The organism is Sphingomonas sp. (assembly GCF_026460985.1).
Lineage (GTDB): Bacteria > Pseudomonadota > Alphaproteobacteria > Sphingomonadales > Sphingomonadaceae > Sphingomonas.
On record NZ_JAPKNM010000094.1, the window covers coordinates 1 to 19,647 of the forward strand.

Annotated in this window: 18 protein-coding genes and 2 tRNA genes; 13 read left to right on the top strand and 7 right to left on the bottom strand. The window is 67.8% G+C overall.

What is annotated here, in order from left to right:
- The first annotated feature begins 35 nt into the window (after positions 1-35).
- The 5 genes from MT490_RS15065 (at position 36) to MT490_RS15085 (ending at position 9,037) form a co-directional block, all read left to right on the top strand.
- Positions 36-112: transfer RNA gene (locus MT490_RS15065), tRNA-Met, on the top strand.
- A 143-nt stretch (positions 113-255) separates the two neighbouring features.
- Positions 256-864, top strand: coding sequence for a plasmid pRiA4b ORF-3 family protein (locus tag MT490_RS15070; protein WP_297389415.1), 609 nt, complete (start codon positions 256-258; stop codon positions 862-864).
- Positions 865-1,236: 372 nt separating this feature from the next.
- Complete coding sequence (locus MT490_RS15075; protein WP_297389418.1) at positions 1,237-5,853, top strand: cadherin domain-containing protein; 4,617 nt, start codon at positions 1,237-1,239, stop codon at positions 5,851-5,853.
- An 86-nt stretch (positions 5,854-5,939) separates the two neighbouring features.
- The gene (locus tag MT490_RS15080) at positions 5,940-7,676 is read left to right on the top strand and encodes a type I secretion system permease/ATPase (protein WP_297389421.1); all 1,737 of its coding nucleotides are present in this window, start codon (positions 5,940-5,942) and stop codon (positions 7,674-7,676) included.
- Positions 7,673-9,037 (top strand): HlyD family type I secretion periplasmic adaptor subunit, encoded by a 1,365-nt coding sequence (locus MT490_RS15085; RefSeq protein WP_297389423.1) that lies wholly within the window; start codon positions 7,673-7,675, stop codon positions 9,035-9,037. The genes MT490_RS15080 and MT490_RS15085 overlap by 4 nt, the downstream gene beginning before the upstream one ends.
- A gap of 13 nt (positions 9,038-9,050) precedes the next feature.
- Here the strand turns inward: MT490_RS15085 and MT490_RS15090 are convergent, their stop codons facing one another.
- From MT490_RS15090 to MT490_RS15110, 5 genes are all read right to left on the bottom strand, one after another.
- A complete protein-coding gene (locus MT490_RS15090; protein WP_297389425.1) occupies positions 9,051-9,641 on the bottom strand; it encodes an alpha/beta hydrolase in 591 nt (196 codons plus the stop codon).
- A gap of 97 nt (positions 9,642-9,738) precedes the next feature.
- Positions 9,739-10,164, bottom strand: a complete 426-nt coding sequence (locus MT490_RS15095; protein WP_297389427.1) for an OsmC family protein — start codon at positions 10,162-10,164, stop codon at positions 9,739-9,741.
- Positions 10,165-10,221: 57 nt separating this feature from the next.
- Positions 10,222-10,626: a glycine zipper 2TM domain-containing protein gene (locus MT490_RS15100; protein ID WP_297389429.1), complete on the bottom strand. Its 405-nt coding sequence runs from the start codon at positions 10,624-10,626 to the stop codon at positions 10,222-10,224.
- Between the two features lie 75 nt (positions 10,627-10,701).
- Entirely contained in the window at positions 10,702-11,142 is a 441-nt protein-coding gene (locus MT490_RS15105) for a MarR family transcriptional regulator (protein ID WP_297389431.1), read from the bottom strand.
- A 305-nt stretch (positions 11,143-11,447) separates the two neighbouring features.
- Positions 11,448-11,909: a lysozyme gene (locus tag MT490_RS15110; RefSeq protein ID WP_297389434.1), complete on the bottom strand. Its 462-nt coding sequence runs from the start codon at positions 11,907-11,909 to the stop codon at positions 11,448-11,450.
- Positions 11,910-12,037: 128 nt separating this feature from the next.
- On the opposite strand from MT490_RS15110, the gene MT490_RS15115 reads away from it, so the two are divergent.
- From MT490_RS15115 to MT490_RS15140, 6 genes are all read left to right on the top strand, one after another.
- Complete coding sequence (locus MT490_RS15115; protein WP_297389437.1) at positions 12,038-12,772, top strand: TlyA family RNA methyltransferase; 735 nt, start codon at positions 12,038-12,040, stop codon at positions 12,770-12,772.
- 274 nt (positions 12,773-13,046) lie between these two features.
- Entirely contained in the window at positions 13,047-13,604 is a 558-nt protein-coding gene (locus MT490_RS15120; protein ID WP_297389442.1) for a TspO/MBR family protein, read from the top strand.
- 25 nt (positions 13,605-13,629) lie between these two features.
- Positions 13,630-13,926, top strand: a complete 297-nt coding sequence (locus MT490_RS15125) for an accessory factor UbiK family protein (RefSeq protein ID WP_297389445.1) — start codon at positions 13,630-13,632, stop codon at positions 13,924-13,926.
- 121 nt (positions 13,927-14,047) lie between these two features.
- Entirely contained in the window at positions 14,048-14,551 is a 504-nt protein-coding gene (locus tag MT490_RS15130) for a YbjN domain-containing protein (RefSeq protein WP_297389447.1), read from the top strand.
- Entirely contained in the window at positions 14,548-15,333 is a 786-nt protein-coding gene (locus MT490_RS15135) for a pyrroline-5-carboxylate reductase (protein ID WP_297389449.1), read from the top strand. Before MT490_RS15130 ends, MT490_RS15135 begins: the two co-directional genes overlap by 4 nt.
- Before the next feature lie 97 nt (positions 15,334-15,430).
- A complete protein-coding gene (locus MT490_RS15140) occupies positions 15,431-16,039 on the top strand; it encodes a hemerythrin domain-containing protein (protein ID WP_297389451.1) in 609 nt (202 codons plus the stop codon).
- Between the two features lie 147 nt (positions 16,040-16,186).
- Here MT490_RS15140 and MT490_RS15145 read toward each other — a convergent pair whose 3' ends face one another.
- Positions 16,187-16,666, bottom strand: coding sequence for a helix-turn-helix domain-containing protein (locus tag MT490_RS15145; RefSeq protein WP_297389454.1), 480 nt, complete (start codon positions 16,664-16,666; stop codon positions 16,187-16,189).
- Between the two features lie 80 nt (positions 16,667-16,746).
- Here MT490_RS15145 and MT490_RS15150 point away from each other — a divergent pair, with 80 nt between their 5' ends.
- Both MT490_RS15150 and MT490_RS15155 read left to right on the top strand, forming a co-directional pair.
- On the top strand, positions 16,747-17,844 hold the full coding sequence (locus tag MT490_RS15150; RefSeq protein ID WP_297389457.1) for a branched-chain amino acid aminotransferase: 1,098 nt from the start codon (positions 16,747-16,749) through the stop codon (positions 17,842-17,844).
- Positions 17,845-17,867: 23 nt separating this feature from the next.
- Positions 17,868-17,942, top strand: a tRNA-Gln gene (locus tag MT490_RS15155).
- Between the two features lie 67 nt (positions 17,943-18,009).
- Here the strand turns inward: MT490_RS15155 and MT490_RS15160 are convergent.
- Positions 18,010-19,569: a Fic family protein gene (locus MT490_RS15160; RefSeq protein ID WP_297389460.1), complete on the bottom strand. Its 1,560-nt coding sequence runs from the start codon at positions 19,567-19,569 to the stop codon at positions 18,010-18,012.
- Positions 19,570-19,647: the final 78 nt, after the last annotated feature.

Below are 19,647 nucleotides of genomic sequence, written 5' to 3' on the forward strand. Positions count from 1 at the left end.
ATGCCGCCGCCGGCGCTTGAGGCAAAACCAAGTGTCGCGGGATGGAGCAGCCCGGTAGCTCGTCAGGCTCATAACCTGAAGGTCGCAGGTTCAAATCCTGCTCCCGCAACCAACAACACACACACAGCCCGCAGGCCACCCACGGCCTGCGGGTTTTTTCTTTGATCGCAACGCAGGAACGGTCTGTTCGTCAACTCGAAGGCCGGTGATGAGCGGGCGCCGCTGGCCCGCTTCGCGTTGAGATGAACGCCTACCGTGGAACTGGACAGCGCGCAGCTCCCCCGTCAGCATGGCGGCATGATCGATCAGGTCGCACGAATTCGCATCAGCCTCATCGATACCGCGCCCGAGATCTGGCGTAGGGTCGACGTGCCCCTGGAGGCCAGCCTCAAGATGCTCCACGACATCATCCAGGGCGCGATGGGCTGGATGGACTATCATCTCTGGGAGTTCGAGGCGGGCGGCAAGCGCTATGGCCTGCCGGACCCGGAATGGCCCGACGATAGCCTGTCGGCGGCCAGTACAATCAAGCTCAAGGTCCTGATCGATCGGGGCGTTCGTCAACTCCTCTATACCTACGACATGGGCGACAATTGGGAACATTCCATCACCGTCGAAGCTGTCGAGGACGGGCAGCCGGGCGTGAAATATCCGCGCTATGTCGACGGTGCCCGCCGCGCGCCGCCCGAGGATGTCGGCGGCATGCCGGGGTTCGAAAACTTCGTCGACGCCATCGCTGACTCCGGGCACCCCGGGCACCAGGAAGCGACAAGCTGGCACTTCGATTGCTATGGCAACAGTTTCGACCCAGCCGGCTTCGACGAACTCGCAGCGAAGCTCCGTATCGGCGACATCGCCAAGTGATGCGCCGCCGGCAAGGCCGCCTTCGCCGCGCGAAGATCAGCCTGACAAGGCGCTCCACATACCACCACACACAGCCCCCGCTCACCACGGGGGCTTTTTGCCGTCCGGCCTCCGCGAAGATGCTCGTCGTATCAAGGTCGGCCTTCGTCGCGAGACGATCGAGCCACCCTGGCGTCCCGTTCGGCCGCAAGATGCGGATTATCCACACGGATTATCCACGGAACTGTCCGATCCCGGTACAGGTGGCTTGAGCCGCGCAACGTTGCTGTCATGATCGCGCCCTAGCGGGGCACAGCGTCGGGATTCGTTCCCGGCACCTGTTTTCCCGTCTTCGCCCGATGGCCGCGCCCGCGGCTCAATGAAGGACCAGCCATGCCAGCTCCCGCGTTCATCAACGAAATTCATTACGACAATGCGGGTGGCGATACCGGCGAATTCGTCGAGATCGCGGGCGCCGCGGGCACCGATCTGACGGGCTGGAAGATCGTCCTCTACAATGGCGCGGCGACGTCGCGCGCGCCCTACAGCACCATCACCCTCACCGAGACGCTCGCCAACCAGCAGAACGGCTTCGGCACGATCCGCGTGGCCTATCCGGTCGACGGTATCCAGAACGGCGCGCCCGACGGGATCGCGCTGGTCGATGCGGGCGGCAACGTCGTGCAGTTCCTCAGCTGGGAAGGCAGCTTCGTCGCCGCCAGCGGTCCCGCCGCGGGCATGACCAGCGTCGATGTCGGCGTATCCGAAACCGGGACGGCCAGCGGCACTTCGATCGGCCTCGTCGGCAGCGGCACCGCCGCGGCGGACTTCAGCTGGGCACTGATCGCCGACGACACGCCGGGCGGCGTCAATGCCGGGCAGAGCTTCGGCGGCGTCGTGCCGCCCCAGCCGGGCACGCTCAACCTGGCCGACGCGACCACCGCTGAGGGCGACAGCGGCACGCACGATATCGTCTTCACCGTCACGCGCGCCGACGGCAGCGCGGGCGCGGTCTCGGCGAGCTGGACGGTGACCTTCGGCAGCGCCGACGCGGCCGACTTCGGCGCCGCCTTCACTGCGACCGGAACGGTGAGCTTCGCCGATGGCGCCACCACCGCCGAGATCCGCCTGCCGGTGCAGGGCGACACCGCGTTCGAATCGAACGATACCTTCACTGTCACGCTCAGCGCCCCGCAGGGCGGCGTCGCGCTGGGCGACGCGACCGCGACCGGCACGATCACCAACGACGATGCCGCACCGCCCGCGCCGCCGGCCAATGTCTTCATCAACGAGATCCACTACGACAATGCGAGCACCGATGCCGGCGAGGCGATCGAGATCGCCGGCACTGCGGGGACCGACCTCAGCGGCTACAAGCTCGTCTTCTACAACGGCTCGAACGTCCCCGGCGCCGCCCCGGTCTACGACACGCTCAACCTCTCGGGCGTGATCGACGACGAATCGAACGGCTTCGGCGCGCTCGGCTTCCTGCGCGCCAACATCCAGAACGGCGCCGCCGACGGCGTGGCGCTGATCGCGCCCGACGGCAGCGTGGTCCAGTTGCTCTCCTACGAGGGCAGCTTCACCGCCGCGGCGGGCACCCCCGCGGGCGGCGTGACCAGCACCGATATCGGCGTGAGCGAGGAGCCCGCGCCTGCCGCCGGCCTGTCGCTCCAGCTCAAGGGCAGCGGCTCGAGCGCCGCCGACTTCGCCTGGGCCGATGCCTCGGACGACAGCTTCGGCTCGCTCAACGACGGCCAGTCCTTCCTCTCGGCGACCGGAACCGGCCATCTCCGCATCGGCGACGCCAAGGTCGTCGAAGGCGATAGCGGCACCACCAACCTCGTCTTCACCGTCAACCGCGCCGGCGGCACCGCGCTCGCCGCGACCGTCGACTACAATGTCAACCTCGACGGCACCGCGACGCTCGCCGATCTCGTTCCCGGCGCGGTGCTCTCGGGCACGCTCAACTTCGCCCCCGGCGAATTCGCCAAGCAGATCGTCGTTGCCGTCAACGGCGATCTCGTCGGCGAGCCCAACGAGACGCTGTCGGTCAGCCTCGGCGCGACCACCGGCAATGTCGTGGTCGACGATGCCGCCGCGACCGGCACGATCACCAACGACGATCCGATCGAGCTGACGATCAGCCAGATCCAGGGCGCGGGCCATGCCTCGGCCTATGCCAACCAGGTCGTGATCACCACCGGCGTAGTCACCGCGGTCGACACCAACGGTTTCTATCTCCAGTCGGCCGTGGGCGACGGCGACGCCGCGACTTCCGATGCGGTCTTCGTCTTCACCACCACCGCCCCGGGCGTCGCGGTGGGCGACGGCGTGTCGGTGCGCGGCACCGTCGCCGAGTTCCAGGGCAGCACCGCGAGCCTCAGCCTCACCGAGATCGTCGCGCCGACGGTCACCGTCGAGAGCCACGGCAACGCGCTGCCGACCGCGGTCGTGATCGGCGCGGGCGGGGTGCTTCCGCCCGCCGAGGCGATCGATAATGACGGCCTCACCAGCTACGATCCCGCCACCGACGGCATCGACTTCTGGGAATCGCTAGAGGGCATGCGCGTCACGATCGACACGCCGCAGGCGGTGTCGAACACCAACGAGTTCGGCGAGACCGACGTGGTCGCCTCGCACGGCAACGGCGCGACCGGGGTCAATGATCGCGGCGGCATCACCATCTCGCCGGGCAGCCAGGGCGTTGCCGACTACAATCCCGAGAAGATCCAGATCGACGACGACAGCGGCGTCTTCGCAGGGTTCGCGCCGGGCTACACGATCGGCGACCAGCTGAGCAGCGTCACCGGCGTGGTGAACTATTCGTTCGAGAATTACGAAGTGATCGTCACGGAGGCGGTCACGCTCACCAACGACACCACGCTGGTCCGCGAAGAGACCGCACTCCACGGCGACGCCAACAACCTCTCGATCGCGACCTACAATCTCGAGAATCTCGACGCGTCGGACAACAAGTTCGATATCCTCGCGAGCGACATCGTCTACAATCTCGGCGCGCCGGACATCATCGCCGCGCAGGAGATCCAGGACGCCGACGGCACCGGTTCGGGTTCGGACCTTTCGGGCACCGTCACCGCGCAGGGGCTGATCGACGCGATCTACGCCGAATCGGGCCTGCGCTACGCCTATGTCGAGATCGCACCCACTACCGCGGGATCGACCGGTGGCGAGGGCGGCGGCAACATCCGCAACGGCTATTTCTACAACATCGACCGCGTCTCCTATGTAGAGGGCAGCGCCGAGCTGATCGAGGGCACCGCCTATAACGGCACCCGCAAGCCGCTCGTCGCGCAGTTCGCATTCGCCGGGCAGACGATCACCACGATCAACGTCCACCTCACCTCGCGTCTCGGAAGCGAGCCGCTCTGGGGCGACAACCAGCCTGCGAGCGACGCCGGCGACGCCGCGCGCACCGCGCAGGCGGCGGGGGTGAAGGCCTATGTCGAGGCGCATCTCGCCGACGATCCGGCGATGAACATCGCGGTGCTTGGCGACTGGAACGGCTTCTATTTCGAGCAGGCGCAGACCCAGCTCACCGATCCGGCCCAGGGCGGCGTGTTCACCAACCTCGCCACTTTGCTCCCCGAGGAAGAGCGCTACAGCTACATGTTCGGCGGCAATGCCCAGCTGATCGACAACATCCTCGTCACCGGCGGGCTGGTCGGCAATGCGCAGTACGACGCGGTGCATCTCAACGCCGAATTCAGCGGCGAGCGTGGCACCGATCACGATTCGCAGGTCGCCGTGCTGCGCCTCGGCGCCGCGCCGCAGGACGTCGCGCTCAGCAATGCGAGCGTCGCCGAGAACCTGCCCGCGGGCACCGTGGTCGGTACCGTCTCGGCGACCGATACGGCCAACGACACGCTCACCTACGCGCTGGTCGACGATGCCGGCGGGCTGTTCGTCATCGACGCGGCGACCGGCGTGATCACCACCACCGCGCCGCTCGACCATGAGGCGGTCGCATCCTATGCGGTGATCGCCAAGGTGACCGACAGCGGCGGGCTCAGCACCCAGCAGGGCTTCACCATCGTGGTCTCCGACGTCAACGAGGCGCCGACGGCAACCGGCGACGCGGTGGCGGTCAACGAGGACGCGACGACCGCCAATCTCTGGGCGACCCTGCTCGGCAACGATTCCGATCCCGATGCCGGCCAGACCCTCGCGATCAGCGCTGTCGATACCGGCGCGACCCTGGGCAGCGTGATCTTCGACGCCGCCACCCAGACGCTCCAATATGTCGCCGATGCCGACGCGTTCGACGCGCTCGCCCCCGGCGCCACCCAGGTCGATCACTTCAGCTACACCGTCACCGACGTGGGCGGCCTCACCAGCACCGCGACCGTCGCGGTGACCGTCACCGGCGTGGCCGACGGAGTCACCCGCAACGGCACGATCTTCTCGGACACGATCAACGGCACGGCGGGCGAGGACCGGCTGTCGGGCGGCATCGGCCACGATACGCTCAACGGCCTGGGCGGGCATGACTGGCTCAACGGCGGGATCGGTAACGACAAGCTCGACGGCGGCGACGGCAACGACGTGCTGTTCGGCGATCTCGGCAACGATACGCTGCGCGGCGGCAACGGCCGCGACATCCTGTTCGGCGGCCTGGGCGACGACACGCTCTGGGGCGGGGCCGGTGCCGACAACTTCCATTTCGGCCGGCTCGAGGGCAGCAATACGATCGCCGACTTCAACACCGCCGAGGATCAGATCATCCTCGACGACGGCGTCTCGGTGACCCGCACCCGGGTGCAGGACGTCAATCGCGACGGCGTCAAGGATCTGACGCTCACGCTGAGCTGGGGCAGCAGCGTCACCCTGCTCGGTGTCAGCGACGCCACGCTGGTCAAGTACGGCGCACCCGATTATTACTCGGATCACCAGCCCGGCCTCGGCGGCCTTCTCGACGACATCGGCGATGTCTTCGACGATTGGTTCGGCGGCAGTCAGAAGCTGGTGGATTTCGGCCACGGGTTCTGACGATTTGCATCACAGACTGAAGACAATCCAGATCGCGCTGCGCGTCCCCCCGGGCCGCGCAGCGCTGTTTTTCGGGAGCTGGACACTTGCGCGCTGAGCGGCCCCTGGGCGCCCTGCGCGCCGCGCTCGCCCTGTGCCGCCAGCACTTCGTGGCGGCCGCCGCGTTCAGCGCGCTGGTCAACCTGCTCTACATCGTGCCGACGCTGTACATGCTGCAGGTCTATGACCGCGTCGTGCCGACGCGGGGGCTGCAGACGCTCCTCTTCCTCACCATGGTCCTGCTCTTCGCGCTGGCGACGCTGTCGCTGCTCGATCGCGTCCGCACCCGGCTGCTGGTGCGCGCGGGCGTCCAGCTCGATGCCGCGCTCGCGCCGCTGATCCTCGACGCCACGCTCGGCCGGCCGGACCTGCCGGTGGCGCGGCAGGCGCTCCGCGAGTTCGACGTGATGCGCGGCACGCTCACCGGCCCGGGCATCCTCGCTTTGTTCGATGCGCCCTGGGTGCCGATCTACATCCTCGTCTGCTTCCTCGTGCATCCCTGGATCGGCGCCGTCGCCATCCTCGGCTGCGCGATCCTGCCGCTGATCGCCTGGGCGAACGAGCGCGCGACGCGCAGCCAGCTGGATCGCGCCCAGATGATCGCGAGCGCTTCCTATGCCAACCAGGACGCCCTGCTCGGGTCGAGCGACAGCATCCGCGCGCTCGGGATGCGTCGCGCGGTGGTCGCCCGCCAGCTGCGCCAGCGCGAGGCGATGCTCGCCGCGCAGACCGAGGCGAGCTTCGCTGCGGGCAGCTATCTGACCGCGACCAAGTTCACGCGCCTCGCGCTCCAGTCGCTCGCGTTAGGGCTCGGCGCGCTGCTCGCGGTCGACAATCTGATTTCCGGCGGCGCGATCTTCGCCGCTTCGTTCCTGATCGCGCGCGCGCTGGCGCCGATCGAGCAATTGATCGGCACGTGGAAGACGATCGTCCAGGCGCAGCAGAGCTATCGCAATCTCGACGCGCTGCTCGAGGGCACCGTCGCCCAGCCCGCGCCGACGCGCCTGCCGGCGCCGCAGGGCGGCATCGCGCTGGAGGGCGTGACCGTCCTCAACGAGGCGCGTGACGGCGCGATCCTAAACGCCGTCTCGCTGCAGATCGCGCCGGGCGAGGTCATTGCGATCGTCGGCCCCAGCGGTGCGGGCAAGTCGACCCTGGTCCGTACGATCGCCGGCGCGCTCGCGCCCGACCGCGGCACGATCCGGCTCGACGGCGCCGACACGCGCGACTGGGACCCGGAGGAGCTGGCGCGGCATATCGGCTATCTGCCGCAGGATTCAGCGCTGTTCGCGGGCTCGGTCGCGGAGAATATCGCGCGCTTCGCCGGCGAACTGGGCGAGGATCGCGCGACGATCGACGCCGCGGTGGTCGCTGCGGCGGGCAAGGTCGGCGCCGATGCGCTGATCCGGCGGCTGCCGGGCGGCTATGACCATCAGCTCAAGCTCGGCGGGCGCGGCGTCTCGGCGGGCCAGGCGCAACGGATCGCGCTCGCCCGCGCGGTCTATGGCGATCCGCGCATCCTGGTCCTCGACGAGCCCAATGCCCATCTCGACTCCGAAGGCGATGCCGCGCTCGTCGCGGCGCTCGCTGCGCTCAAGGCCGAAGGGCACACGGTGCTGATCGTCTCGCACAAGCTCGGCATCCTGCCGGTGATCGACAAGATGCTGGTGCTGCGCGACGGCCGCGTCGAGCTTTACGGCCCGCGCGACGAGGTTTTGCCCAAGATCGCGCCGCCCAATCTGCGCCGCGTCGCGCCGCCTTCGGCGCAGGTGGGCGGCGCATGAGCGCGCCCATCCTCCTGTCGCCGGGCACGCCGGCGCTCCCGGCGTCCGCGCCTCCCGGTGCTGACCCGCGCGGCGACATCCGCATCGGCGCGGTGATCGCGGCCCTGTTCTTCGTCGTTTTCCTCGGCTGGGCGATGTTCGCGCGGCTCGACGCCGCCGCTTACGCGACCGGCACCTTGGTGGTCTCGGGCCAGCGCCAGGCGGTCCAGCACCGCGACGGCGGCGTGGTGGGGAAGATCTATGTGCATGAGGGCCAGCGGGTCGAGCGCGGGCAGCTGCTGATGCAGCTCGCCGCCGCCGAGGTCCAGGCGCAGGAACGTGCGCTCGCCTCGCAGGCGATCCGGCTGCTCGCCCAGCGCGCGCGGCTCGAGGCCGAGCAACTCGGCCGCAGCCAGATCACGCCGCCCAAGGAATTCGCCTCGCTTTCGCCCGAGGACCGCGACGAGGCGGCGCTGGCGATGCGGCTGCAGCAGACCGAGCTTCAGGCGCGTACCTCGGTGCTGGCGGCGCAGCGCGGCGCGCTCGGCCAGCGCGTCGCCCAATCGGGCGAGCAGGGGCGCGGTTATGGCGAGCAGGAAGTGTCTGCCGGCGAGCAGCTCCGGCTGATCGAGGAGCAGATCGCCGCACTCAGGCCCGTCGCCGACAAGGGCTTCGTCTCGGCGACCCGCATGCGCGAGCTCGAACGCGCGCGCGCCGAGCTGCAGGGCCGCCGCGGCCAGTACAGCGCCAGCGTCGCGCAGACCCGCGGCGCCGCGCGCGAGAACGAGATCCAGGTGCTTGAGGCCGAGCGCAGCTTCCGCGAGCGCACCGCCGCCGATCTCCGCGACGTCGAGACCCGGCTGGGCGAGATCCTGCCGCGCTGGACCGCCGCGCGCGACCAGCTCGAGCGCACTGCGATCCGCGCCCCCGCGACCGGCGCGGTGGTCGGCATGTCGGTGTTCACCCCTGGCGGCGTCGTCGCGCCCGGGCAGAAGCTGATGGATGTCGTTCCCGAGCGGACGCCGTTGCTCATCCAGGCGCGCATCGCCCCCGAGGATGCCGACGATCTCACCGTCGGTCAGCACACCTTGGTCAAGTTCGCCGGGCTGCACGAGCGCAACCTGCCCAATCTCGAGGGCCGCCTGACGCGTCTCTCGGCGGACAGCTTCGTCGACGAGAAGAGTGGGCTGAGCTATTTCACCGGCGAGATCACCGTGCCGCGCGATCAGATCCAGCTGATCCAGGGCGTCCGCGGCAGCGACTTCGCGCTCCGCGCCGGCATGCCCGTCCAGATCCTGATCCCGCTGCGCAAACGCACCGCGCTCGATTATGCGCTCGAGCCGTTGCTCGGTAGCTTCTGGTCCTCGTTCCGCGAGCATTGAGCCCGCGGGGCGACTAAACGGCGCGGACCCGTCCGATCAGCGCCCGCCCGGTCCGCACCTCGCGTGCGACCACGCCTGCGGTGAAGCGCTCGATGATGCCCCGGGTCCGCCGCATGGGCCCCGAGGCGTCGCTCCGCGATGCGGCGACCATACCGCTGCCCCAGCCCTCGGCGAGCGCACGCACGCGCGTCGCCAGCACCGAGCGCTTGTCCTCGCCCCCCAGCACGATCGAGGGGAAGGGGAGGCGGGTGCGGGGGGAGGCGAAGGTGTCGAGCAAGGTGTCGACATTCTCGCCCTCTTCCTCGATCGGATCGAAGAAAAGTGCCCCCGATACGCGCGAGACATAGGAAGCGGGCGACAGCCGCGCCCACCAGGCGGTCGCGAAGCAGCTCGCGCCCTGCGCCACGAGCAAAACCGCTCCCTCGGCATGCGTCACCGCCGCATCGAGCCGCGCGCCGAGCAGGTTGCGCTCGGCGCGCGTCCCCGCGCGATAGGGGATGTGCGTGTGCGCCGGCGTCGCGAACAGATGCCGCCACGGCGCCGAGGCAGCCGCCGAGATTTCGACGAGCGAGAGATTCGCGGGCAGGGTCAGCGCAGTCGCCATGACGCACTCCATCAGCTACCGGGCGATCCTAATCCGCTCCGGCGAGTCTCGCCAGCCGATTCCCCAGTCAATAAATGGGTATTGCCGCAATAACCCCTCAGGCTAGCGTATGGGTGAGCGTGACTTCGGCATTGAGCAGCTTCGACACCGGGCAATTGGCCTTGGCGCCGGCGGCGAGCTCGTCGAACTGCTCGGGCGAGATTCCCGGCACCTCGGCCTTGAGCGTCAGGTCCGACCGGGTGATCGCGAACCCCTCCTCCTGCTGCTCGAGCTTGACCGCCGCAATCGTCTCGAGGCTGCCCGCGCTGAACCCCGCCCGGGCGAGCGCGAAGCTCAGCGCCATGGTGAAGCAGCCGGCATGCGCCGCTGCGATCAGCTCTTCGGGATTGGTTCCCTTCTCGTCGCCGAAGCGCGTGTTGAAGCTGTACGGTGTCGCGTCGAGCACGCCCGAAGGCGTGTCGAGCCGGCCCTTTCCGTCCTTGCCGAAGCCTTCGTAGCGGGCGGTAGCGGTACGAGTCGTCATATGTCCCCCTCGGTTCATGGGCACGCGGCGGCTAGCCTGCCGCCGCGTGCCGGCAAGTCAACGGCAGCGGACGTCGTCCTTGTCGATCGCGGCACCCGCCGCGGCGCCGGCGGCCGCGCCGAGCGCGGTGCCTAGCAGCTCCGATCCGCCCGGCGCGATGATGTTGCCGAGGATCCCGCCGGCCACGCCGCCGACGATCAGCCCGGTCGTCCCGTCCGAGCGGCGGCAATAATAGCGTCCGTCCTGCCCGCGATAGACGCGCTCCTGCCGTGACAGGCGGCGTTCGCGATAGCTGCGGTCGTCACGGTAATAGCGATCGGCATAATAGCCGCCGTACGCGGGGTCGGGGCGGTTCCAGTCATAGCTGCGATAGCCCGAATAGCTCGACTCGGGGCCATAGCCGGTGTCCATGCAGCCGGTCGCAGTGGTCGCGGCCAGCAATCCCAAGAGGATGGCGCGCATTTCTGTTCTCCCGTGAACATCTGATGTCAGGGGAATGCACGGGCGGCGTGAAGGTTGCGCCGTTTGGGTGCTGCCTCAGGCCTCGGCCTGCAGTCGCGCGACGATCTCGCGCACCCGCTCCAGCGTGCCGGGCGTTCCCTTCACCCAGAAGCGCCTTTTGTCCCGCGGATCCGGGGTCCGCGCGAGCAGCCCCAGCGTCTCCAGCCGCTCGAAATGGCGCAGCGCCGTCGTCGTCGGTACGCCCGAGGCGTGGCACAGCCCCGATACCGATACCGACCGGACTTCGTCGTCCGCCACCATCAGGTCGAGCAGCATGTCCCAGGCGGGATCGCGGAATAACGGCGTCCCGAGCGTGTCGTTGCGGCGCAGCCGGATCGCGCGCATCCCCGCCGCGAACTGCGTCACCGATTTGTAGGAGGGGCGGTTCATGCCCGCTGCCGCCGCGTCCTCGAGAAAGGCGATCACCGAGTCGCGGTCCAGTCCGCGCCGGGAAGCGACCGCATCCACCAACTGCATCAGCCGCAACAATTGCTCTCTGGATAGTGTCGCCTGCGCTCCCATCGACGATCCCTTCCCCATCTGCGACAATTGTGACGGAATTGGTCGAGAGTGACAAGTGGATGACAAGCTTAACTCGTAGTAAATTGTCGACAATGAGGAATGTTTCTGATTTATTTCTATAATTGTTCTGTCTTCGAAACAAATCTACCAATAACATCGACATGGCCATCATTGGGTGATCATGAACGTTGGGAATCGGTCGGCACAAGATGGGATCGGCAATTGTGCCTCTGTCATGTGGCCCTTGCGTTTGGTGCAACTTAACTTCCGTATAGCGCGGCCTCGGCGGTGCGTCGCCGTAGCAGCCCGGGCAGGACCTTGCCCGCCGCCCTGTCCCATAACGTGAATTGCTGCTGCGCGCCTGTGAAGTTGCCTGCCTTGTGGAGCTTGAGCAGGGTGCTGTTGGCGAGATTGGCGACGCCGACATTGTACGCGAAGCTCACCATCGCATCGAACTGGTGCTGGGTCGTCGGCGCCGTACCGATCGCGTCCGCCACCCGGGTGGCGAAATTGGTGATGTCCCGCTCGAAACGATCGTCGCATTGCTGCTGAGTCCAGACCAGGCCAGACTTGATGTCGGGGCCTGTCGTTCCCCAGCCGATCGTCCAGGGATCGCCACCCGTTCCCGGATCGGGATAGGCCGCGAAAGTCCCGTCGGCCTGTTTCTTCGCGCAGCCTTCGAATTGCTGCACGAGCGCGATGCATGCTGAACTTGGCGTCACGGCGAACCTCCCCCGAAGTTGATGCCGAATGGTAGGCAGGGATTTGTGCATCACTCGTTACTTCTTTGCTACTGCCTTTATATTCGGAGCGGTTGCGGCGAGGCCATCTGCGCGCCTAAAGCGCGCGCATGGCCAAGCAGCGCGCTGATCAGATGCTCGTCGACCGGGGGCTGGCCGAGAGCCGCACCCGCGCGCAGGCGCTGATCATGGCGGGGCTCGTCTTCTCGGGCGATCGCAAGGTCGACAAGCCGGGCCAGCAGCTTGCGGAGGATGCGGCGCTCGACGTGCGCGGGCGCGATCATCCCTGGGTGTCGCGCGGCGGGATCAAGCTCGCGCATGCGCTCGATCATTTCGGCTGGGGCGTGACGGGCGCGGTGGCGATCGACGTCGGCTCGTCGACCGGGGGCTTCACCGACGTTCTGCTCACCCGCGGCGCGGCGCGCGTCTATGCCGTCGACAGCGGCACCAACCAGCTCGCCTGGAAGCTCCGCCAGGACCCGCGGGTGATCGTCCACGAACAGACCAGCGCACGCATCCTCACCGACGCGCACATCCCCGAGCAGGTCGACCTCATCGTCTGCGACGCCAGCTTCATCGGCCTGGCCAAGGTGCTCGAGGTGCCGTTCCGCTTCGCCAAGCCGCAGGCGCGGCTGGCAGCGCTGATCAAGCCGCAGTTCGAGGCGGGGCGCGAGGAAGTCGGCAAGGGCGGGGTGGTGCGCGATGCCCAGGTCCACGAACGCGTCTGCCGCGAAGTCGCCGAATGGGTCGCCGCGCAGGGCTGGCGCGTGCTCGGCATCACGCAGAGCCCGATCACCGGGCCCGAGGGCAATGTCGAGTTCCTGATCGGGGCGGAGCGTGGTTGATCGAGCATCTTTGCGACTGCGCATTCTTTGGATTAGGTGGGACTTCCATATTCAAGACCCGTCATCCCCGCGAAAGCGGGGACCCATCTCCTGCGCGGGCGGCAGAATGCACGGGTGCGCTCGTGGATAGTGTCGGAGATGGGTCCCCGCTTTCGCGGGGATGACGAAGAGGGGGCTGGTCCGTTAGCCGGAACAATGGCTTGAACGGGCCCTCAACCTGGAGATCATTGGGGGACGGCGGGTGTTTCCACGCGCCGGAAAAGGGAGAGCCGGGTTGAGAGAGATCGCGTCCAAGGGTCAGTTGCGCCTCGCATATTTCCGCTGGGCGATGGTGACGGTCCCGCTCATGCTGCTGCTCGGTTTCGCTTCGGGAAAGCTAGCTCCCAGCGGCGACGAGAATCCCTGGTTCGTCCAACTCGCGAAGCCCGAGATCATGCCGTCCGGCTTGGCGTTCGCGGTCGCCTGGACGATCCTCTATGCGCTGATGGGACTCGCGCTGGCGATGGTGATCAACGCGCGCGGCTCGCGCGGGCGCGGGATCGCGCTGCTGGCCTTCGTCGTCCAGCTCGCGGTCAACCTCGCCTGGACGCCGATCTTCTTCGGGCTGCACAAGATCGATACCGCTTTGCTGATGATCGGCGCGCTCCTCGTGCTGGTGCTGATCACCATCGCGCTGTTCTGGCGGGTGCGCGCGGTCGCCGGGTTGTTGCTCGTTCCGTATCTGGCGTGGCTGGGCTTCGCCTTCGCGCTGCTGTACCAGATCGATGCGCTCAATCCGAACGCCGAAAGCCTTGTACCTTCGCGGACGGTTGACCAGATAGAGATACGTTGAAGTTCGTTTTTGGGAAGAGTTCGAGATGCAGACCGACAACCGCCTGTTCGACGATTTCGTCAAGTTCGTGAACGGCGCGGCGGGCACCGTCGCCGGGATGGCGCGCGAGACCGAGAGCGCCGCGCGCGAGCGTGCGCGCGAATGGATCGGCGGGCTCGATTTCGTCGCGCGCGACGAGTTCGAAGCGGTCAAGGCGATGGCCGTGGCGGCGCGCGACGAGAATGATGCGCTCAAGGCGCGGATCGACGCGCTCGAGGCGCAGCTCGGGCAGACCGCCACCAAGCCCGCCAGGGCGCCCAAGGCCCCGAAGGCCGGCGCTTGAGCCAACCGGTTAACGACCGCTTGTCCACAGCTTTTCGACAGGGTTGCGAACCGCGCGCTTGTGCCTCCGGAACACGATTGGCAGGATTCCGTTCAGCCAATCCCGGCGTGTGGAGGTAAGGATGTTGGACGAGGCCGAATTCGACCGCGACGACGCCGCGCCGATCGACATGCTCGAGAATTACTTCGCGGCGCATAACTGGACGTTCGAGCGCGAGGACGACGAGATCGTCGCCAAGTTCAAGGGCAGCTGGACCGAATATGAGCTGCGCGCGATCTGGCGCGAGGACGATGGCGTCCTCCAGTTTCTCGCTTTCCCCGACATCCGCGTCTCGGACGAGCGCCGCGCGGCGGTCTACGAGACGATCGGGCTGGTCAACGAGCAGCTCTGGATCGGCCATTTCGAGCTCTGGTCGGCGAGCGGGATCCTGCTCTTCCGTCACGCCGCGATGATCGACGGCGCGGGCGAGCCGACGCTGACGCTCAACCAGGCCGAATTGCTGGTCGAGAGCGCGATCGACGAGTGCGAGCGCTTCTATCCCGTCTTCCAGTTCGTGCTCTGGGGAGGCAAGACTCCGCAGGACGCACTCGCCTCCGCGCTGATCGAGACGCAGGGCGAGGCGTGAGCAAGCCTGGGCCGCTGCGGCTCTGGCTGGTCGGCTGCGGCAACATGGGCGGGGCGATGCTCCGCCAATGGATCGCGAGCGGCGTGGTCGCGCCCGAAAATGTCTTCGTCGTCAACCGCCGGAATCGCGAACTGCCCGAAGGCGTGCGGCAGGGCAGGACCTTCCCCGCCGAGCCCGCGCCCGATTTCATCCAGCTCGGCATGAAGCCGCAGCAGCTGGACGAGATTCCGGCGCCTCCGCCCGGCGATTATGGACTGATCTCCATCCTCGCCGGCGTCGACGTCGCGACGCTCGCCGCGCGCTTTCCCGGCCACGCGATCGTCCGTGCCATGCCCAATCTGCCGGTCGCGCTCGGCAAGGGTGTGGTGGCGCTCCACGGCACGCGCGCGCCCGGCGTCGACGCGCTGATGGCGCCGCTCGGCCTCGTCGAGTGGATCGCCGAGGAGAGCCTGTTCGACGCTGTCACCGCTTTGTCCGGCTGCGGCCCCGGCTTCGTCTATCGCTTCATCGACGCGCTGGCGGAGGCGGGCGCCGCGCTCGGCCTGCCCGCGGACCAGGCCCAGCGGCTCGCGATCGCGACGGTGGAGGGCTCGGGCCTGCTCGCCGCGCAGGCCGATGCGTCGCCTTCGGTCCTCGCCGATCGCGTCGCCAGCCCCGGCGGCTCGACCCGCCAGGGGCTCAACGTCCTCGACCGCGACGACGCCCTCAAGGCGTTGCTGCGCGAGACGCTCGCCGCCTCCGCCCGCCGCAATGCCGAGATGGCCGCCGAGGCGCGGCGCTGAATTCGCCGTCCCGGCTTGCGCCGGGATGACGGCGCGTTCGGAACGCCCGCCGCGCCGGTTTGTTTTGCTTCCGACTCAGGCACTGATGGAGGCGGTAATGGCGACGACCACGGCCACGCGTGACAGCAAGGGACGGTTCACGGGCTCGGCTCCCGCGAAGGGCGGCACCAATCTGGGCATGGTCGCCGGCGCCGTGGCCGGCGGCGCGGCGCTCGGCATCCTCGCGATGTTCGGGCGCAAGGCCGCGCTCCAGGCGCCGAGCGCGCTCGCGGGCAATTGGGACGAGGCGCTGGTCGTCGAGCACCAGGCGGCGCTCAAGACGTTCGACACGATCGAGGCGACCGACGAGCACAACACCGTCAAACGCGGAATGCTGCTCTCGCACCTGAAGCACGCGCTGCTCAAGCATGCGGTCGAGGAGGAGAATGTGATCTACCCCGCGCTGCGCGAGATCGGCCAGCGCGAGGCCGCCGATGCCCTCACCAAGGAGCACGGCTATGTGAAGCAGTATCTCTACGAGCTGGAGAACACGCCCGTCGCCTCGCCCGACTGGATCGCCAAGATCCGCGAATTCCGCGCCGACATCGAGAAGCACATGCAGGAGGAGGAGATGCACCTCTTCCCGATGCTCCGCTCGCAGCTCTCCGAGGAGAAGAACAAGGCGCTGACGCTGGCGATGAACAAGGAAGGCTTCAAGGTCGCGTGAGTTAGGTGGGGAAGGGGCGACTGATTGCCACCGCTCGCCAGTTTCCCACCGTTCGTGCTGAGCTTGTCGAAGCACCGTTCTTCTTGGTCTGGACGCGAAGTAACGACGGCCCTTCGACAAGCTCAGGGCGAACGGAAAGAGGAGTCCCTACCGCCCCGAGACGCTGTTCCGCTCGCTCTCGGGCATCAGCCCCTCGAGCACCGCCCAAAACCCGCCGACCGCGCCCTGGCCCGCGCTCGAATAGGCCGCGGACATCTTCTCGCGCAGTGCGTCGAACAGCTCGGATTCGAGCGCGGCGCCCGCCGGGGTGAGCCGCAGCAACCGTTGCCGCCGGTCACGGTCGCCGGTCCGCGTCTCGACCATGCCGCGGTCGGAAAGCTCGCCGAGCACGCGCCCGAGCGACTGCTTGGTGATGCCGAGGATCGCGAGCAATTCGCTCACCGTCAGGTCGGGCTGGCGCGCGATGAAGTAGAGCGCGCGGTGGTGCGCGCGGCCAAGGCCCTGCTTGGCGAGCCCCGCGTCGATCGAGCGGGTGAGGTTCGCATAGCCGAAATAGAGCAATTCGATGCCGCGGCGGATCTCGGGCTCGCGGAGGAAGAGCGGCGATGCAGGAATTGGGGCAGCCATGTTGACCATTCTAGCCCTGCGGCCTAGTCGTCCGCAAGCCGATCTGGCCGGAGTCGGTCGGCGGTCACGGGAAGGGTGCAATGGAAGACGCGACGATCCTGGATTTCGAGTTCGAGGCGCACACCAATCCGGTGGCCGTGGCCGACCGTGCCGCGCTCCTCGCCAATCCCGGCTTCGGCAAGATCTTCACCGATCACATGGCGGTGATCCGCTACAGCGCCGACAAGGGCTGGCACGACGCCCGCATCGAGCCGCGCCGTCCGATCCAGCTCGATCCCGCCTGCGCGGTGCTCCATTATGCGCAGGAGATCTTCGAGGGCCTCAAGGCCTATCGCATGCCCGATGGCGGCGCGACCTTGTTCCGCGCCGACGCCAATGCCCGGCGCTTCGCCGAATCGGCCGAGCGCATGGCGATGCCGCCGCTGCCCGAGGAACTGTTCCTCTCCTCGATCCGCGAACTGGTGCGCACCGACCGCGACTGGATCCCGGAAGGCGAGGGCGCCTCGCTCTATCTGCGCCCCTTCATGTTCGCGAGCGAGACCTTCCTCGGCGTGCGGCCGGCGCAGGAATATCTCTACATGGTGATCGCCTCGCCGGCGGGCGCCTATTTCAAGGGCGGCGCGCCCTCGGTGACGCTCTGGGTCTCGGAGCATTACACCCGCGCTGCGCCAGGCGGCACCGGCGCCGCCAAGTGCGGCGGCAACTATGCCGCCAGTCTCGTCGCCCAGGCCGAGGCGATCGGCCATGAATGCGACCAGGTCGTCTTCCTCGACGCGGCCGAGAACCGCTATGTCGAGGAGCTGGGCGGCATGAACGTGTTCTTCGTCTTCGAGGACGGCTCGATCCAGACCCCGCCGCTCACCGGCACGATCCTTCCCGGCATCACGCGCGAATCGCTGCTGACGCTCGCCCGCGATTCGGGGATCGCGGTGCGCGAGGAGCGCTACAGCCTTGACGAATGGAAGGCGGATGCCGCCAGCGGCCGCCTGCGCGAAGCCTTTGCCTGCGGCACTGCCGCTGTGGTCACGCCGATCGGGCGTGTCCGCGGCCGCGGCTTCGATTTCGCGATCGGCAACGGCGGCCCGGGCATGCTTACCGAGCAGCTCCGCCAGCAGCTCGTGGCGATCCAGCGCGGAACCGCGCCCGATCCGCACGGCTGGGTTGAACGGCTTTTCTAAAGCCCTATAAGCCCGCTTCCCGTTGGGGCGTCGCCAAGTGGTAAGGCAACGGTTTTTGGTACCGTCATTCGGAGGTTCGAATCCTCCCGCCCCAGCCAGTTCCCGAAGCATTGGATTTCCCCAAGCCTGTGGGGACGAGGCTTCCTGGTCGGCCGAGGCCGCCGCTTACGACATCGAGCCTTCGCCTTCGCCATTCCCGAAAGCGTCGGCGTAGATCGTTTCCACCTCCTCGACTTCGGCGGGCGTGAGCGCCTCGAATTCCCGCGTTCGGGCGCGCTGTGAAAGACGCCCCTGATTCTGCTCGAGGAACTTGAGCAGCAGCTCGACCTGGGCGGTGGGCATGTCGACGATCTGTTGCACCGCCTCGTTGAAGCGGTCGAAGGCCTCGAGGAAGCGGGCCTCGCGTGGCAGGTCCTCCTCGATGGTCCGTTGGACGCATGCGTACAGGAATTCGACGTGCGCGGTGGCGTCGAAGAACCGGTAGAAGTCGGCGGTGTCGTTCAGCACGCGCACATTGCCCTCCGGCGTCGGCTCCCATTCGATGAACGGAAGCAGCGGCCCCGAATAGGAAGTGAGCGTGTTCCTGTAGGCGTCGATCCGGCGCAGGATCACCGCGCTGATCGGGAACACCATGCCCGGCGGGTTGAAGCCCGCCGATGCCAGGACGTGGTGGAACAGCCAGCGGTGCAGGCGGCCGTTCCCGTCGACATAGGGGTGAATGTAGACGAAGCCGAAGGCGAGCACGGCCGCGGCGGCGACCGGGTCCATGCCGCCGGCGACGGCGCGATCCGAATAGGCGACCAGGCCCTCGACGAGATCGCGCAGGTCGCCTTCGCGCGCGCTGACATGATCGGGCACGGGCAGGCCCGTCTCGCGATCGTGGACGCCGACGAACCCGCCTTCTTCGCGGAGCCCCAGCCGGACGAAGCGCTGGTCGCCGATGACGATGCGCTGGAGCCGATCGAACTCGCCGAGGCTCAGCGGGCGCGATCCGCCTTCCGCGATCGCCTGCCCCCAGCGTGCGGCGCGCGTCCCTGAAGGCTTCTCCCCCTCGATCGCGAAGGACGACTTGGAGTCGGCGAGCAGCAGGAAGGCGGCCGCGCGGGCGACGAGATCCGCGCGGATCCGCCCCACCACTGCGCGCGCGCGCGCGTCGAATGCCTGTGCCTCATAAGCGAGGATCGCGTCGGTCCTGCGCACCATCGGGCAGAATTGGGGCGTCCCGGGCAGGTTGTTGGCCACGCGGTGGCGCGGAGAGGGATCGGCTTCGGCGAGCGCGAGTTGCAGGTCCGTATCGACGACCGGCACCAGCCGGACCTTGCCGGCGTCCGGCACGTCGAGCCGGCTGCCGGTCATCCACTCGTAGAGAAACCAGATCCGGCGGGCGAAGCCGCCAGTCGGCGCATCGCGCACGAGCTGCGCGAATGCGTCCGGCGCTTCGGTCCGGAAGAGCTGCGCGAGCACCGCGAGGTCGATTCCCTCGTATCTGAGGGCGAAGGTGAGGTGGCCCGTCAGGCTCGCTTCGGGCGCGTGCCGCGGCGTCATCATCTGCCATTCGGCGGTGGCCTGGGGGTGGTGTCGCTCGGCGATCGCGGCGAGGCGCGCGGGAAGCGGGAGCCGGAGGCCGTAGCGTTCGATCAGTGCCGCATAGCCGACGGGCGTTCCCGGTTCGGGAAGCGGCCGTCCGCGAAAATCGGTCACCGGTTGCGAAGGCCATTCACTCATCGTCATTTCCGCGAAAAACATTCACTTGGTCTAGACCGCTTTGCGAAAAGCGTTCACGCGCCGCGAATATCTATCACA